This is a genomic window from Pantoea sp. FN0305 (assembly GCF_050113845.1).
GTDB classification, from domain to species: Bacteria; Pseudomonadota; Gammaproteobacteria; order Enterobacterales; family Enterobacteriaceae; genus Mixta; species Mixta alhagi.
Map to the genome: position 1 here is coordinate 119,626 of NZ_JBNJSN010000001.1, position 17,572 is coordinate 137,197.

Below are 17,572 nucleotides of genomic sequence, written 5' to 3' on the forward strand. Positions count from 1 at the left end.
GTAACTATGTCCCGGTTAAGGTATAAAGCTGGCGCCGCCTGGCTGCTGTCGCTAATGCTGCTGAGCGGCTGTGATGATAACAATTCCGATACGCCGTTGAAGGCCGCCGCCAGTCAACCAACGGCCACAGCCAGGAGCAGCGCAACTGAGCTCAGCGCTGAACAGCGGGCCGCACAGCAGGCGCGAGAGCAGGGCAAGCCGCTGCAGGTTATCGATATTTCAGAAGTGCAGCTCGACGGCGCCGGCACGCTGGTGGTGACCTTTTCCGTTTCGTTGAATGAGCAGCAAAACTTTAATCAATATGCTCATATCGCAGACAGCAAAAGCGGCGCACTGGAGGGCGGCTGGGAGCTTTCACCTAACCGTAAAGAGCTGCGTTTTCGTCATCTGGAACCAGCAAGAGAACTCAAGGTGCGTGTTGATAGCGGGCTGAAAGCCGCTAACGGCGCCACGCTGGAAAAAGCGGCGGAACAGATGCTGACCACGCGTGATATACAGCCGATGGTAGGGTTCGCCAGCCGTGGATCGCTGTTGCCGACGCGCATCACAACGGGGCTGCCGGTAATGGCGCTTAACGTCAATCAGGTGGATGTTGATTTCTTCCGCATTAAAATGGCCTCCCTGCCGGCGTTTATTGCCGACTGGCAGTATGGCAACAGCCTGCAAACCTGGCAGTCTGAATCGCTGCTGCAAAAGGCGGATCTGGTTTATACCGGACGTTTTGATTTGAACCCGGCACGCAATACGCGCGAACAGCTCCAGTTGCCGCTGGGGGATATTAAGCCGCTGTCGCAGCCAGGCGTCTATCTGGCCGTTATGAAGCAGGCGGGAACTTACAGCTACACCAATGCCGCTACGCTCTTCACGCTCAGCGATATTGGCCTCTCGCTGCATCAGTTCCCACAGCGAGTAGATCTCTTTAGCCAGCGGCTGGAGGATGGCGCGTCGCTGGATGGCGTGGCTCTGAGCATGCTGGATGAAAAAGGGCATATCTTAAGCCAGGCCACCACCGATGATCAGGGGCATGCGACACTGCCCTGGCAGGCCAAAGCGAAGTTGATCCTCGCAACCAAAAACGATCAAACGTCGCTGATCGATCTTAGTCGCCCGGCGCTGGATCTGGCGGAGTTTGCCGTTGCCGGACCTGAAGGCTATGACAAACAGCTGTTTATTTTCGGGCCGCGCGATCTCTACCGCCCAGGCGAGACGCTGATCGCTAATGCGCTGATGCGCGACGCGGATGGCAAACCGCTGCCACCGCAGCCGGTAAAGTTAGATATTGTGAAGCCGGATGGTGACACGGCACGCACCCTGACCTGGCAGCCGGAAAACGGCCTGTGGCAGCTGCGTTATCCGTTACCAAAAGATGCGCCGACCGGGCGCTGGATGCTACGGGTGGATGCGGGCGATGGCCGTCCGCGTCAGTGGCCGTTTAGCGTCGAAGATTTTATGCCGGAGCGCATGGCGCTCAGCCTGACAGCCAGCGATCGGCCTGTATCACCAACCAGCGATATCAACTTTCACGTCAGCGGACGTTATCTGTATGGCGCGCCGGCTGCAGGCAATCGCCTGCAGGGGCAGCTGTTTTTGCGTCCCGATCGCGAAGCGGTGAAAAGCCTGCCTGGCTATCAGTTCGGCGATATTAATGAGCAGGGGCTGAAGCGCAATCTGGATGAAATCGATTTGACGCTGGATACGCAGGGCAAGGCGTCGGTCGCCGCGCCTGCCTCCTGGCAGGAAATAGCTTCGCCAGCTCGTCTTATTCTGCAGGCCAGCCTGCTGGAAAGCGGTGGGCGTCCGGTTACACGTCGCGTTAGCCAGGCGATCTGGCCTGCCGAGGTGCTGCCGGGCATCCGCCCATTATTTGCCAGTAAAGAGGTTTATGATTACCGCAACGACACCACCCTCATGCAGCCGGTTGTCGATGAGAACAGCAGCGCAGAATTCAGCATTGTGCTGGCTAATGCGCGCGGCGAAAAAATAACCGATCAGCAGGTTGAAGTACGGCTGATCCGTGAACGACGTGACTATTACTGGAGTTTCGCCGAAGGCGATGGCTGGCAGTCACGTTATGATCAAAAAGATCTGGTTGAAGAGACGCGCCAGATAACGCTTAGCGCTGAAGGCGAGGCCAGAGTCGCTTTCCCGGTAGAGTGGGGCTCATATCGAATCGAAGCGGTTGCGCCTGACAGTGAGCGCCGCAGTAGCATACGTTTTTGGGCAGGCTACAGCTGGCAGGATAATACTGATGGCACCGGCGCGGTGCGGCCCGATCAGGTGAAACTCAAGCTGGATAAAGCCAACTATCAGCCGGGCGACAGGGCGATGGTACAGATAGAAGCGCCTGCTGCAGGCAAAGGCTATCTGCTGGTGGAGTCAAGTGGCGGTCCGCTCTGGTGGCAAACAGTCGATGTACCTGCCGGGGGCATCCAGGTGGCGGTTCCTGTCGATAAGGCGTGGCGTCGTCACGACCTTTACTTCAGCGCGCTGGTTATTCGTCCCGGAGATAAAGCGCAGGGCATTACGCCGAAGCGCGCCGTAGGAATTTTACATTTACCGATGCAGGACGAGGCGCGCCGACTGAATCTGACGCTAACGGCGCCGCAAAAAATACGACCAAACCAAAACCTCACGATAAAGGTAAAGGCATCGAGCGCAGGCGGTGATATGCCGAAGCAGGTGCAGGTGCTGTTGTCGGCTGTTGATAGCGGTGTATTGAACATTACTGACTATAAAACGCCCGATCCTTATGCTGCTTTTTTTGGACGTAAGCGCTATAACGCCGATCAGTATGATGTCTATGGACAGCTAATCGAAGGGCAGGGGCGGCTGGCCGCGTTGCGCTTCGGTGGAGATGGCGATGAAGGCGATCCTTTAAAGCGCGGCGGGCAACAGCCGGTTAATCATGTCAATATTCTGGCTACACAGCTTCAGCCGGTTACGCTGGATGCCAACGGCGAGGGCACCATTACGCTGCCGATACCGGAGTTTAACGGGGAGATGCGGCTGATGGCGCAGGCATGGAGCGAGGATCGCTTCGGCCAGAGTGAAAGCACCGTGGTGGTTGCCGCGCCGTTAATTACTCAAATGGCATCGCCGCGCTTTCTGGCTGGCGGAGACAGCAGCCGTCTGGCGCTGGATATCACCAACCTCACAGAAAGGCCGCAAACATTGACAGTTAACCTGCAGGCCAGTGGTCTGGTAACGCTGATGGATCCGTCGCCGCGCCAGATAAGCCTGCGTCCGGGAGAGCGCACCACGCTATTGGTGCCGGTCAGTGCCGCAATGGGTTATGGCGAAGGCAGTATTGAGGCTCTTATTACAGGCGTGGAAATTCCGGGCGAAAATGTGGCACCGGGTAAAGGCCGCTGGGTCCTTGGCGTACGGCCCGCCTGGCCCGCAGAGACGCGCAGTTTTAACGCTGTTATACGCCCCGGGACGCCGTGGCAGTTGCCTGCTGAAAACTTCAGCGGGCTGGAGCCTGCGACAGTACAGAGCCAGTTGGCGCTGAGTGGCCGTCCGCCACTTAACATTGCACGTTATATCAGCGAGCTTTATGCCTGGCCTTACGGTTGCCTGGAGCAAACTATTAGCGGTTTGTGGCCCTCGCTATACACCAATCATAAAGAGTTGACGGCCTTGGGCATTAAAAGCGGTAGCGATAGCGAGCGACACGCGGCGATTGAAACCGGGATTGATCGTATCGGCCAGATGCAGCGCTATAACGGCGGCTTTGGTTTATGGGGTAAGGAGAGCGCCGAAGAATTCTGGCTTACAGCCTATGCGATGGATTTCCTGACGCGCGCAGGCGAGCAGGGCTATCATCCTGATAAGACGATCCTGGCCAAAGGCAATGAGCGTCTGCTGCGCTACCTGCAGGATGGCAATCAAATAGAGGTGTATTACAGCAATGATGCTGCGGCAACGCGCTTTAACGTGCAGTCTTACGCTGCGCTGGTTCTGGCACGTCAGCAAAAAGCGCCGCTGGGGGCATTGCGTGCGCTGTATGAACAGCGAGCACAGGCAAAATCGGGCCTGGCGCTGGTGCAGCTGGGCGTGGCGCTGAAGCTGATGGGCGATACGCCACGCGCCAACGCGCTGCTGGACCAGGGCATACATAGCGTGCGTCCCGCCCATTTTTACTGGCTGGAAGATTACGGCAGCCCGTTGCGTGACAGTGCGCAAATTCTCACCCTGCTGCGCGAGTATCAGTTACTGCCGGAAGCGCAGGACGATTTAATTATTGCTCTGGCGCAACAGCTTAACGGGAAGCAGTGGCTATCGACGCAGGAAAACAATGCGCTATTTCTTGCAGCACATACGCTGGAGCAAGATGAAAGCACGGCGTGGCAGGTAAGGCTCAATGAGCAGGAGGCGCTGATTAGCGGCAATAAAACCCGCATTCTGCCGCCTGGCGAGTCGCTGCTTGATGCTGGGATAACGGTAAACAGCCTGAGCGAGGCCCCGGTATATGGCCGCCTGGAGGTAGTCGGCTACCCGCAGACTCCGCCGCCGGCGTCCAGTCATAACCTTGCTGTGCGTCGTGAATATCTTGATCTCAATGGCAACCCCTTGTCTCTGACAGCAGTGAAAAGTGGCCAACTGATGTTGGTGCATCTCACCGTCTCGGCTACCGACCGTGTGCCGGATGCGCTGGTTACCGATCTGCTTCCTGCGGGGCTGGAGCTGGAGAATCAGAACCTTGCCAGCGCCAGCGCCAGTCTGGGCGAAAGCGCGGCGAACGTGCAGGAGTTGATGAATGATATGCAGCAGGTCAGCATTAAGCACATGGAGTTTCGTGACGATCGCTTTGTTGCCGCTATTGATGTGGACAACTACCGGCCCGCTCAACTGCTCTATTTAGCGCGAGCGGTTACGCCAGGTAACTATCAGGTTCCGGCGCCGCAGGTGGAATCGATGTATGTGCCGCAGTGGCGCGCAACCGGTGAAACGCCGGCGCGGCTGACGGTTCGCTAACTGAGCGCCCGGGTAAAACCGGGCGTTATTTTTTATGAAATCTCTTTTACGCCCCGTAAAAATTGTGCTGGCAGGTCTGTTTTTTCTGCTGGCCCTGCTGTGGATGGCGGATCGTTTGTTTCCTTTACCGTTGCAGCAGGCCGCACCTGCCCGCCTGGTGGTAGCAGAAGATGGCACCCCGCTATGGCGCTTCGCTGATAAAAACGGCATTTGGCGTTATCCGGTCACGCCGGAAGAAGTCTCGCCCTGGTATCTGCAGGCGCTGCTGACTTATGAAGATCGCTGGTTCTGGCATCATCCGGGCATCAATCCATTAGCGCTTTTACGGGCAGCCTGGCAGGATCTACGCGGTGGTGAGATCGTCTCTGGCGGCAGCACCCTTACCATGCAGGTTGCGCGGTTGATCGATCCACAGCCGCGAACCTTTGCTGGCAAACTGCATCAGGCCTGGCGTGCATTGCAGCTGGAATGGCATCTCTCCAAGCGCGAAATATTAACGCTCTATTTGAACCGCGCGCCCTTTGGTGGAACGCTGGAGGGCGTGGGAGCAGCCAGCTGGAGCTGGTTGGGTAAGTCGCCTGCAGCGCTCACGCGCGGCGAAGCGGCGCTGTTGGCGGTATTGCCACAGGCGCCAAGCCGTTTACGCCCCGACCGCTGGCCTGAACGGGCACAGGCAGCACGCGATAAAGTGTTGTTACGTCTGGCAGACTATGGCGTTTGGCCACGGGCGGACGTTGAGGAAATAATGCAGGAGCCGGTGTGGCTTGCGCCGCGCCAGATGCCGCAGTTAGCGCCTTTGTTGGCGCGGCGGGTGTTGGCGTTATCAAAGCAGGGCAAAATCACCACCACCATCAATGCCTCGCTACAGCGGCAGATCGAAGCGTTAGCGCAGGGCTGGAAAGGATCGTTGCCGCCGCGTACCTCTATGGCGGTGCTGGTAGTGGATCATACTACGATGCAGGTGCGCGCCTGGATGGGTTCGGTCGATCTTAACGATGAGAGCCGCTTCGGTCATGTCGATATGATCGGCAGCGTACGATCGCCGGGATCGGTGCTGAAACCCTTTTTGTATGGGCTGGCGCTGGATGGTGGCTTGATCGCCGCAGAGTCTTTGCTACAGGATGTGCCGCGCCGCTTTGGCGATTATCGACCCGGTAATTTTGATACCGGCTTTCATGGCCCGGTTAGCGCCAGCGAAGCGCTGGTTCGTTCGCTAAACCTGCCTGCGGTGCAGCTTCTGGAGGCTTATGGTCCGAAACGTCTGACTGCGGCGCTGCGTAATGCGGGCTTAACCCTGCGTTTTCCCGCTGCGGCAGAACCTAATCTGTCGCTGATTCTTGGCGGCACAGGTGCGCGCATGGAAGAGATTGTGGCGGCATATGGCGCTTTTGCCCGGCATGGCCAGGCGGCCCGTTTGCGTATGCTGGCCAGCGATCCCTTAATCGAACGGCCTTTGTTATCCCCTGGCGCGGCCTGGATTATACGACGCATTCTGGCGGGCGAAGCCCAGCCTCAGCCTGACGCCGCGTTGCCTGCGATAGCGCCGTTAGCCTGGAAAACCGGCACCAGCTATGGCTATCGTGACGCCTGGGCTATCGGGATCAATGCGCGTTATCTGATCGGGGTATGGGTTGGACGGCCTGATGGCACGCCGGTAGCCGGTCAGTTTGGTGCAGCAAGCGCTATTCCGGTTCTTAATCAGGTGCATCATCTGCTGATGGCCTCGCCGCAGCTGCGTGGGGCTGTGCTGCCTGCCGATCCGCGTCCCGCCAGCGTGAGTGCGTTAACGTTATGTTGGCCGGGCGGACAACCGTTGCCTGCAGGCGACAGCAACTGCCGTCAGCGACGACAAAGCTGGGTATTAAACGGCACCACGCCACCCACCCTGCTTGCCGACGGTCAGGAAGGGCTTTTCGGCCTGCAGCAAACCGTTTGGCTCAATGCGCAAGGAGAGCGGGTTGCAGCGGATTGCAGTGGCGCGCGGGCCCGGCGGGTAGCGCTTTGGCCCATGCCGCTGGAGCCGTGGCTGCTGCCCAACGAGCGGCGCGCGCAGCGTCTGCCGTTGCCCTCGGCCAGCTGTGCGCCAGCCCTGCAAAGTATCGCGCCGCCGCTACTCTTAACCGGCATACGGGATGGGCAGATTCTGCATCGTCTGCCGGGAAAATCTGAATTATCGCTGAGCGTAACCACACAGGGAGGAGAAGGTACGGCGCGATGGTGGTTTCTTAATGGTGAAGTACTGAGCGCTGCCGACGGCAGTTTGACGCAGCGGTTGGTATTTAATCGTACGGGGCAATATCAGCTCAGCGTGCTGGATGCTGCTGGCCAGGTCGCCGCCGTCTCTTTTACCGTGGAATAAATTACGGTAGGGTCAGAATGAGCATTAATGAAGCAGCAACGCGAAAAGGATCATACTTTTTCTATAAATTGCTGATTCTGAGATAGGCAAGCTGGCTCTGCGCCCCTATAATCGGCGCCGTTTTCACAGGCCGGTATCAATATATTCACAACCGGCTTAACCTGGAAGTTAAGACAGAGGTCAAAATGACAGTAGAACGTACCTTTTCCATCGTAAAACCCAACGCGGTGGCAAAAAACGTAATTGGTGCAATTTATAACCGTTTCGAAGCCGCTGGTTTCAAAATTGTTGCTGCAAAAATGCTGCACCTGACCAAGGAGCAGGCGGAAGGTTTTTATGCCGAGCATAAAGGCAAACCTTTCTTCGACGGTCTGGTTGAGTTCATGACCTCCGGTCCGATCGTTGTTTCCGTACTGGAAGGCGAAAACGCCGTTCAGCGTCACCGCGATCTGATGGGTGCAACCAACCCGGCTAACGCGCTGGCTGGTACGCTGCGTGCTGATTACGCTGACAGCTTCACTGAAAACGCCACGCACGGTTCTGACTCTCTGGAGTCTGCTGCACGTGAAATCGCGTTCTTTTTCGGTGAAAACGAGATTTGCCCGCGTACCCGTTAATCACGGATGCGCCTGACCGCACAATGACAGTTACAAATTAATTGTCAGGTTAACCGGTCGTGCAATAGCTTCACGCTACAGTTATTTGTACAATAATGCGCCCTCATGAGTTTACTCAGCGAGGGCGCTTCTTTTTTATCCCTAACCAGGGCCATAACGTGTAATAACGAGGCCAGAGAAAATTATGTCCGAACACATTGTGACGCCGTCGTCCGCATCTCCCGTTGTTGTTTCCCCCAAAAGCGAAAAAATCAATCTGCTCGATCTTAATCGTCAGCAGATGCGCGAGTTTTTCCTTTCCCTTGGCGAAAAACCTTTCCGTGCCGATCAGGTTATGAAATGGATGTATCACTACTGCTGTGATGATTTCGATGAAATGACCGACATCAATAAGGTGCTGCGCAATAAGCTCAAGCAGTTAACCGAAATCCGTGCGCCGGAAGTCGCTGAAGAAAAACGCTCTGCCGATGGCACGATTAAATGGGCGATTCGCGTTGGCGATCAGCTGGTGGAAACGGTCTATATCCCGGAAGACGACCGCGCTACGCTGTGCGTTTCTTCCCAGGTTGGTTGTGCGCTGGAGTGTAAATTCTGTTCAACCGCACAGCAGGGCTTTAACCGCAACCTGCGCGTTTCTGAAATCATTGGCCAGGTATGGCGCGCCGCGAAAATTATTGGTGCCGCTAAAGTCACCGGCCAGCGGCCGATTACTAACGTCGTGATGATGGGCATGGGCGAGCCGCTGCTTAACCTGAATAATGTTGTCCCGGCGATGGAAATTATGCTGGATGATTTCGGCTTTGGCCTCTCCAAGCGTCGTGTCACGCTCTCCACTTCTGGCGTAGTGCCTGCGCTGGATAAGCTGGGCGATGTGATCGACGTCGCGCTGGCGATTTCGCTGCATGCGCCGAACGATACCATTCGTGACGAGATCGTGCCGATCAATAAAAAATATAATATTGAGACCTTCCTGGCTGCGGTGCGCCGTTACCTGGAAAAATCCAATGCTAATCAGGGTCGCGTTACGATTGAATATGTCATGCTGGATCATATTAACGACAGCACCGATAACGCCCATGAGCTGGCAGAGCTGCTGAAGGATACTCCATGTAAGATTAACCTGATCCCATGGAACCCCTTCCCGGGCGCGCCTTATGGCCGTAGTTCGAATAGCCGCGTCGATCGCTTTGCGAAAGTGCTGATGGGCTATGGTTTTACCACCATCGTTCGTAAAACCCGTGGTGACGATATTGATGCCGCCTGTGGTCAGCTGGCCGGTGATGTTATTGACCGCACCAAGCGTACGCTGCGCAAGAAAATGGCCGGTGAACAAATATCTGTGAAGGCGCTCTGAAACCGGACAAGTAAAGCCTTTTTCAGGCGTTACAGGCTGCCTGCCTTGCTGAGTTTGGCGTAACATACCAGACTTCATCACACAGGGAGGCGGTATGCGTAAAGGATTACCCTGCCTGATAGTATTAGCGACGCTGATGCTGACGGGCTGCAACGGACAAAAACAGCCCGGCACCAGCGGACAAATTCGCCTGCAGTTGGGGCTGATTTACCTCTCGCAGGGGGAATTGTCGGCGGCGCGGCGCAATTTGCAGCGGGCGTTGCAGGATGCGCCAAAAGATTATCGGGTACTGCTGGCGATGGCGCGTCTCTGTCAGCAGGAAAATGATAGTGCAATGGCGCACCATTATTTCCGAATGGCGCTGAAAAACGCACCAAAAAATGGTTATGTGCTTAACAATTACGGTGCGTTTCTTTGCGGTTTAGGGCAGTATGATGCGGCGCATCAACAATTTACTCTGGCTGCGGTGCAGGATTCTGCCGTAGCGAGGGCTGACAGTCAGGAACGCGCCGGTTATTGCTGGTTGCAGCAGAAGGAGTATGCATCTGCACGACAGATGCTCCTCCAGGCGCTGCAGAACGATCGGCACAAGGTGGATGCGTTACTGACTGAAGCTAAAAAGCATCTTGAAAAACATGAGCTTGAGCAAGCGCGGCTTTTGTTAGAGGTATATCATCACAGCGTGCCTGCGACAGCAGAAAGCCTGTGGTTGGAGATTCGTTTCGCTGCGCTGGAACAGCGGACCGTAGATAAAGCACGTTACGGTCAGCAACTGGCGCAAAATTTTCCACAATCGATACAGTACCAGCATTTTCTAGCTAATGAATACTGAAGCCACTCAAGATACAACAGCAGCAGCAAATTCCACAGGCACCCGCCTGCGCGCAGCCCGTGAGCAAATGGGGCTGACACAGCAAAACGTAGCTGAGCGCCTGTGCCTGAAACTTTCCACCGTGCGAAACATTGAAGAGGATAAAGCCCCCGCTGATTTAGCCTCAACCTTTTTACGTGGTTACATTCGCTCTTATGCGCGTCTGGTTCACGTCCCTGAAGAGGAGCTGCTGCCGATGATGGCGAAGCAGGCTCCGGTGCGTGCGGCAAAGGTCGAGCCGATGCAGAGCTTCTCGTTGGGCAAACGGCGTAAAAAACGTGACGGCTGGTTAATGATTTTTACCTGGCTGGTGGTTTTTGTCGTGGTGGGTTTGACCGGCGCCTGGTGGTGGCAGAACCATAAAGCCGCCCAGGACGATCTGGTCTCGCTCTCCGATCAGAGCAGTACCGCTGACGATAATAGCCAGTCGATTCCTTTAACCGACAGCGGCAGCATCGATAGTACGTCTCAGACAGCAACGCAACCTGAAAACCAGGGGACCAGCGTGCCGTTAAATGACGCCAACAATACCAGCAGCGCTGCGGCTAACACCGCCGCGCCCGGTACCAGCGCGCCAGCGCCGAATACCGCTGCGCCAGCTGCCGCAGCGCCTACGGCAACCGCCAGCGCTGATAACGCGAATGCTGTCGTTTCCCCAAGTCAGGCGCCAGTTACCGAGCCCGCGCCTGTAACGCATAACGCTTCCCCTTTACCAACCAGTAGCGCCAGCGTTAGCCCGCCCGCCGCTGATGCAAATACGGTCGTACTGGATTTTAATGCCGACTGCTGGCTGGAAGTGACCGATGCGGCAGGTAAAAAACTGTTCAGCGGAATGCAACGTAGTGGTGGTAAACTCAGCCTCTCCGGTACGGCGCCTTATCGTCTGAAAATTGGCGCACCGGCAGCGGTACAGGTTCACTACCAGGGCCAGCCCGTTGATTTAAGTCGTTTTATTCGTACCAACCAGGTTGCCCGCTTGACGCTTGGGGCGCAGTAAGCCCCGAGCGCTGCTTCGCGGCGATTATGGAGAAACAACATGCATAACGAAGCACCCATTATCCGTCGCAAATCAACGCGTATTTACGTCGGCAAGGTGCCAGTGGGTGACGGCGCACCTATCGCCGTACAATCCATGACCAATACGCGTACCACGGATGTGGAAGCGACGGTTAAACAAATTAAAGCGCTGGAGCGCGTTGGCGTTGATATCGTGCGGGTCTCAGTGCCCACGATGGACGCCGCAGAAGCCTTTAAGCTTATCAAGCAGCAGGTCAATGTTCCGCTGGTGGCGGATATTCACTTTGATTACCGTATTGCGCTGAAAGTAGCGGAGTATGGCGTTGACTGCCTGCGTATTAATCCCGGTAATATCGGCAACAATGAGCGTATCCGCCAGGTAGTGGAGTGCGCGCGCGATCGTAATATCCCTATTCGTATCGGCGTGAATGCCGGCTCGCTGGAAAAAGATCTGCAGGAAAAGTATGGCGAGCCGACGCCTCAGGCGCTGCTTGAGTCAGCGATGCGTCATGTGGATCACCTTGATCGACTGAACTTCGATCAGTTTAAGGTGAGCGTTAAAGCCTCTGATGTTTTCCTGGCCGTCGAATCCTACCGTCTGCTGGCGAAGCAGATCGATCAGCCTTTGCATCTGGGTATCACCGAAGCGGGTGGCGCACGCGCTGGTGCAGTGAAATCAGCCATTGGCTTAGGGCTGCTGCTTTCAGAAGGCATCGGCGATACGCTGCGCATTTCGCTGGCGGCCGATCCGGTAGAAGAAGTTAAAGTTGGCTTCGATATTCTGAAGTCGCTACGCATTCGTACGCGCGGCATTAACTTTATCGCCTGCCCAACCTGTTCCCGCCAGGAGTTCGATGTTATCGGCACCGTTAACGCGCTGGAACAGCGGCTGGAAGATATTATCACGCCGATGGATGTATCGATTATCGGCTGTGTGGTAAATGGACCAGGCGAAGCGTTGGTTTCAACGCTGGGCGTAACCGGCAGCAACAAGAAAAGCGGCTTTTATGAAGATGGTGTGCGTCAGCGCGACCGTCTCGACAATGATGATATGATCGATCAGCTTGAGGCGCGAATTCGTGCCAAAGCAGCAATGCTTGATGAAACCCGCCGCATTAATGTGCAGCAGGTAGAAAAGTAACTGGCGGCGTCACGCTGGTGGCGCGCTGAATGAACCTGAACGGCTGCGCCGTACAGGTTTTTTCTGTTTTACGTTTTTGGTGTTATTACCAGAACGGCCAGGCAATATGTCTGGTGTAATTTACATATAGAGAGAAATGACGTGGCGAAGAACATCCAGGCCATCCGCGGCATGAACGACTATTTGCCGACAGACACCGTTGTCTGGCAGCGTATCGAAGGGATCCTTAAACAGGTGCTGGCCAGCTATGGCTACAGCGAAATTCGCCTGCCGATCGTAGAACATACGCCGTTGTTTAAGCGCGCTATCGGCGAAGTGACCGACGTGGTGGAAAAAGAGATGTACACCTTCGACGATCGCAACGGCGAAAGCCTGACGCTGCGCCCGGAAGGGACCGCAGGCTGCGTGCGAGCGGGTATTGAGCATGGCCTGCTCTATAACCAGGAGCAGCGTCTGTGGTACATGGGTCCCATGTTCCGCTATGAACGTCCGCAAAAAGGCCGCTATCGTCAGTTCCACCAGATCGGTGCTGAAGTCTTTGGCCTGCAGGGGCCGGATATTGATGCTGAACTGATTATGATGACCGCTCGCTGGTGGAAAGCGCTGGGAATTGCCGACCACGTCGCACTGGAGCTGAACTCTATTGGCTCGCTGGAAGCGCGCGCCAACTATCGCGAAGCGCTGGTAGCGTTCCTGGAGCAGCATAAAGAAAAGCTGGATGAAGATTGCAAACGTCGTATGTACAGCAATCCACTGCGCGTACTGGACAGTAAAAATCCAGAGGTGCAGGCGCTGTTAAACGATGCGCCTACGCTTGGCGATTATCTGGATGAAGAGTCGCGCGAGCATTTCACCGGCTTGTGTGCGCTGCTGGACAGCGTTGGTATCGCGTATACCGTCAACCAGCGTCTGGTGCGCGGCCTCGACTACTATAACCGCACAGTGTTTGAATGGGTAACCACCAGCCTGGGCGCGCAGGGCACGGTTTGTGCCGGTGGCCGTTATGACGGTTTGGTAGAGCAGCTGGGCGGTCGTGCTACGCCGGGCGTGGGTTTCGCCATGGGTATGGAACGTCTGGTGCTGCTGGTGCAGGCGGTAAACCCCGATTTTGAACCGTCTCGTATTGTTGATGTCTATGTTATCGCTTCAGGTCAGGGCGTGCAGTCTGCCGCCATGCAACTGGCTGAGCAGGTGCGTGATGCCGCACCAGCGCTGAAACTCATGACCAACTTCGGCGGCGGTAATTTTAAGAAGCAGTTTGCCCGTGCCGATAAGTGGGGCGCTCGCGTTGCGCTGGTGCTGGGTGAAGACGAAGTAAAAGCCGGGCAGGTAGTGGTGAAAGACCTGCGCAGCGGCGAGCAACAAACGCTGGCGCAAAACGATGTCGCGGCGGCGTTAGTGACGCTGTTGTCATAAGCGCTTACGGCAGGAACAGTTAAGGAGAAGGATGGCGTGGAAGTTTACAGCAACGAAAACGAACAGGTGGACGCGCTCCGTCGTTTTTTTGCCAATAACGGCAAAGCATTAGCGGTTGGCGTGGTGCTGGGCATCGGTGCCCTGGCTGGCTGGCGTTACTGGAGCGGTCATGAAGATACCTCCGCACGTGAGGTGTCAGCGCATTACCAGCAGCTGACCAGCGCGCTGGATGGCAGCAAGCCGCAGACGTTGGAAGCGGTGGCAAAGTTTGCTAACGATAACAGCAATACCTATGGCGCACTGGCTTCGCTCGATTTAGCGAAGCAATACGTTGATAAAAATGAGCTGGCTAAAGCGGCTACGCAGCTTCAGAGTGGCATAAAACATACGCAGAACGCTAACCTGCAGGCGGTAATGAATCTGCGTCTGGCGCGAATTCAGCTGCAGCAAAAGCAGGCTGACGAGGCGCTGAAAACCCTGGACAGCATAAAAGGCGAAGGCTGGACGGCTATCATCGCGGATATTCGCGGTGAAGCGCTGCTAAGCAAGGGCGATAAACAAGGTGCCCGTGATGCCTGGAGTAAGGGGATCGATTCCGAAGCGTCACCGGCGCTGAAAGAAATGATGCAGATGAAAATGAATAACTTAGGTTAAGCCATTCAAGAGAGAGCGCATGGAATTACGTAAATACCTGCTGCCAGGGCTGATTTCAGTCACTTTACTCAGCGGTTGCTCGCTGTTTAGCGGCGAAGAAGATGTCGTCAAAATGGCCCCGTTGCCGAAAGTTGAAAACCAATTTGAGCCGCAGGAAGCGTGGAGCACCTCTGTCGGCGACGGCATTGGCGATTATTACTCAAACCTGCATCCCGCCTGGCAGGAAGGCACCGTTTATGCTGCCGACCGTTTTGGTATCGTTAAGGCGATGGATGCCAGTGACGGTAAAGAAAAATGGAAGATCAACCTTTCTACCGATAATGGTTTCTTCTCGAAGAATACGCCAGCCTTGCTGTCAGGCGGTATTACCGCAGCCGGCGAGCATATCTATATTGGCAGCGAACGCGCTCAGGTTTATGCGCTCAACAGCAGTGATGGTTCCATAGCCTGGCAGACAAAAGTCGCAGGCGAGGCGCTTTCTCGTCCGGTGGTGAGCGACGGTCTGGTATTGGTTCATACCAGTAACGGCATGCTGCAGGGGCTGGATCAGAGCAGCGGCGTGGTAAAATGGACTGTTAACCTGGACATGCCAGCGCTGTCGCTGCGCGGCGAGTCTGCGCCAGCAACCGCCTTTGGCGGCGCGATTGTAGGCGGCGATAATGGTCGCGTTAGTGCCGTGATCCTTAATCAGGGTCAGATTATTTGGCAGCAGCGTATTTCTCAGCCGAGCGGCGCCACTGAAATCGATCGTCTGAGCGATGTTGATACGACGCCAGTGATCGTTAACGGTGTGGTGTATGCGCTTGCTTACAACGGCAACCTGACGGCGCTGGACCTGCGCTCCGGTCAGATCTTATGGAAACGTGAGATCGGCTCGGTGAAAGATTTCATTGTTGATGCAGGCCGTATCTATCTTGTCGATCAGGATGACCGCGTCGTGGCGCTTAACGCCGACGGCGGTGTCGCCATCTGGCGTCAGAGCGATCTACTGCACCGCAACCTGACTTCGCCGGTGCTCTATAACGGCTATATCGTGGTAGGGGACAGCGAAGGTTATCTGCACTGGCTGAATACTGATGATGGTCGTTTTGTGGCACAGCAGAAAGTTGACGGCTCCGGCTTCCAGACTGAGCCAGTAGTGGCCAGCGATAAGCTGCTGATCCAGGCCAAAAACGGAGAGGTTTATTCCATCACCCGTTAACCCCTGGCGGCTAACGTAACGCTGATTAACGGCTCCTGGCTTACAGGGGCCGTTTCGTTTTTTTGATGGCGTGTTATCCTTAGCGCCTTCAGCCTGATCGGGGCGGTTCTGACCGTATATACTAACCTGTTCAGGCTTCTGATTTTTCGTTTCGTAATGAGGCTTTATTTATGATACCTGTGGTCGCGCTGGTTGGGCGTCCTAACGTGGGCAAATCCACCCTGTTTAACCGTTTAACGCGCACCCGCGATGCGCTGGTGGCAGATTTCCCCGGTCTGACGCGCGATCGTAAATACGGGCGCGCCGAGGTAGAAGGACGTGAGTTCATCGTCATCGATACCGGCGGTATTGACGGCACCGAGGATGGCGTGGAAACGCGGATGGCGGAACAGTCGCTGTTAGCGATTGAAGAGGCGGACGTGGTGCTGTTCATGGTTGACGCCCGTGCTGGCCTGATGCCAGCCGATCAGGCTATTGCCAAACATCTGCGCTCGCGTGAGAAAGCAACCTTTCTGGTCGCCAACAAAACCGATGGGATGGATGCTGACAGCGCCGTGGTTGATTTTTATGCGCTGGGGCTGGGCGAGATTCACTCTATCGCTGCATCGCACGGACGCGGCGTCACCACGCTGCTGGAAACGGCGCTGCTGCCGTGGATGGACGAGGTCGTGCCGGCCGAACCGCTGACTGAAGAGCAAGAAAACGAAGCCTACTGGGCGGCGTTAGCGACTAAAGAGAGCGGCGAAGATGAGGAAGAGGAAGAAGAGTTCGACCCAACGGGCCTGCCGGTAAAAATTGCCATTGTAGGTCGTCCCAACGTTGGTAAGTCAACGCTTACTAACCGCATCCTTGGCGAAGATCGCGTCGTGGTATATGACATGCCGGGCACCACGCGTGACAGTATCTATATTCCTATGGAACGTGACGATCGGGAATATATTCTGATCGACACCGCTGGCGTGCGTAAGCGCGGTAAAGTAACCGAGACGGTTGAAAAATTCTCGGTTATCAAGACGCTGCAGGCGATTGAAGATGCGAACGTTGTCTTGCTGGTTATTGACGCCCGTCAGGGGATTTCCGATCAGGATCTCTCACTGCTTGGCTTCATCCTGAATAGTGGGCGCTCACTGGTTATTGTGGTTAACAAGTGGGATGGCCTGTCGCAGGAGATCCGGGACGAAGTGAAAGAGACGCTCGACTTCCGTCTGGGCTTCATTGACTTCGCACGGGTTCACTTTATTTCTGCCCTGCACGGTAGTGGCGTTGGCAATCTGTTTGAATCCATCAATGAAGCCTACGATTGTTCTACGCGCCGCGTTGGTACCTCTATGCTGACGCGCATTATGAACATGGCTTCAGAAGATCATCAGCCGCCGCTGGTGCGTGGCCGTCGCGTTAAGCTGAAGTATGCGCATGCCGGTGGTTATAATCCGCCGATCGTGGTTATTCACGGTAACCAGGTGAAGGATTTGCCTGACTCCTATAAGCGTTACCTGATGAACTATTTCCGCCGTTCGCTGAACGTGATGGGAACGCCGATCCGTATTCAGTTTAAAGAGGGCGATAACCCCTTCGCCGGTAAACGTAACTTGCTGACGCCAAATCAGCAGCGTAAACGTAAGCGTCTGCTTTCGCACCTGAAAAAGAACAAGCGTTAATTGATACGGGGCTGCAAATGCAGCCCCGTATCATATTTATGACCTGTTCCAGGGATAATCTCTCTCTCCCCGGTTGTTCCAGGCATCGCGACCCGCATCATGCCACTGATTAGCCCAGGCGCTGTGCTGGTCGTAGTCCCAGTAATCATTTTCCCAGTAGCCGCCAGGACGGTTAGCGCCAGAAATCTGTTTTAGCTGTGCATTATTTAAGCACTTCATTTCAATTATCCTCTAATAGAATAGCTAGTTGAACTTTATTTTTTGTATCTCCCGATAAGCAATTAATTAATAAATCTGCGGTTAGTTT

The 17,572-nt window shown here is 55.5% G+C and carries 12 protein-coding genes; 11 read left to right on the forward strand and 1 reads right to left on the reverse strand.

Going from position 1 to position 17,572, the window contains the following annotated elements; translation table 11 throughout:
• Positions 1 to 6 precede the first annotated feature (6 nt).
• From ACQE3Y_RS00620 to der, 11 genes are all read left to right on the forward strand, one after another.
• A complete protein-coding gene (locus tag ACQE3Y_RS00620; RefSeq protein WP_426980658.1) occupies positions 7 to 4,977 on the forward strand; it encodes an alpha-2-macroglobulin family protein in 4,971 nt (1,656 codons plus the stop codon).
• 34 nt (positions 4,978 to 5,011) lie between these two features.
• Positions 5,012 to 7,336: a peptidoglycan glycosyltransferase PbpC gene (pbpC, locus tag ACQE3Y_RS00625; RefSeq protein WP_426980659.1), complete on the forward strand. Its 2,325-nt coding sequence runs from the start codon at positions 5,012 to 5,014 to the stop codon at positions 7,334 to 7,336.
• A 185-nt stretch (positions 7,337 to 7,521) separates the two neighbouring features.
• Positions 7,522 to 7,953 (forward strand): nucleoside-diphosphate kinase, encoded by a 432-nt coding sequence (gene ndk / locus ACQE3Y_RS00630; protein ID WP_038624703.1) that lies wholly within the window; start codon positions 7,522 to 7,524, stop codon positions 7,951 to 7,953.
• 184 nt (positions 7,954 to 8,137) lie between these two features.
• Entirely contained in the window at positions 8,138 to 9,307 is a 1,170-nt protein-coding gene (locus tag ACQE3Y_RS00635) for a bifunctional tRNA (adenosine(37)-C2)-methyltransferase TrmG/ribosomal RNA large subunit methyltransferase RlmN (RefSeq protein WP_085070716.1), read from the forward strand.
• A gap of 94 nt (positions 9,308 to 9,401) precedes the next feature.
• Positions 9,402 to 10,139, forward strand: coding sequence for a type IV pilus biogenesis/stability protein PilW (pilW, locus tag ACQE3Y_RS00640; protein WP_426971655.1), 738 nt, complete (start codon positions 9,402 to 9,404; stop codon positions 10,137 to 10,139).
• Positions 10,129 to 11,175, forward strand: coding sequence for a cytoskeleton protein RodZ (rodZ, locus tag ACQE3Y_RS00645; RefSeq protein ID WP_426980661.1), 1,047 nt, complete (start codon positions 10,129 to 10,131; stop codon positions 11,173 to 11,175). The genes pilW and rodZ overlap by 11 nt, the downstream gene beginning before the upstream one ends.
• Before the next feature lie 39 nt (positions 11,176 to 11,214).
• A complete protein-coding gene (gene ispG / locus ACQE3Y_RS00650; RefSeq protein WP_085070722.1) occupies positions 11,215 to 12,336 on the forward strand; it encodes a flavodoxin-dependent (E)-4-hydroxy-3-methylbut-2-enyl-diphosphate synthase in 1,122 nt (373 codons plus the stop codon).
• Positions 12,337 to 12,477: 141 nt separating this feature from the next.
• Positions 12,478 to 13,752, forward strand: a complete 1,275-nt coding sequence (gene hisS / locus ACQE3Y_RS00655) for a histidine--tRNA ligase (RefSeq protein WP_085070724.1) — start codon at positions 12,478 to 12,480, stop codon at positions 13,750 to 13,752.
• 36 nt (positions 13,753 to 13,788) lie between these two features.
• A complete protein-coding gene (locus tag ACQE3Y_RS00660; protein WP_250650591.1) occupies positions 13,789 to 14,406 on the forward strand; it encodes a YfgM family protein in 618 nt (205 codons plus the stop codon).
• Between the two features lie 19 nt (positions 14,407 to 14,425).
• The gene (gene bamB / locus ACQE3Y_RS00665) at positions 14,426 to 15,607 is read left to right on the forward strand and encodes an outer membrane protein assembly factor BamB (protein ID WP_085070728.1); all 1,182 of its coding nucleotides are present in this window, start codon (positions 14,426 to 14,428) and stop codon (positions 15,605 to 15,607) included.
• 170 nt (positions 15,608 to 15,777) lie between these two features.
• Entirely contained in the window at positions 15,778 to 17,265 is a 1,488-nt protein-coding gene (der, locus tag ACQE3Y_RS00670; protein ID WP_426980662.1) for a ribosome biogenesis GTPase Der, read from the forward strand.
• A gap of 36 nt (positions 17,266 to 17,301) precedes the next feature.
• Here the strand turns inward: der and ACQE3Y_RS00675 are convergent, their stop codons facing one another.
• Positions 17,302 to 17,484, reverse strand: a complete 183-nt coding sequence (locus tag ACQE3Y_RS00675) for a hypothetical protein (RefSeq protein WP_426971661.1) — start codon at positions 17,482 to 17,484, stop codon at positions 17,302 to 17,304.
• Positions 17,485 to 17,572 lie beyond the last annotated feature (88 nt).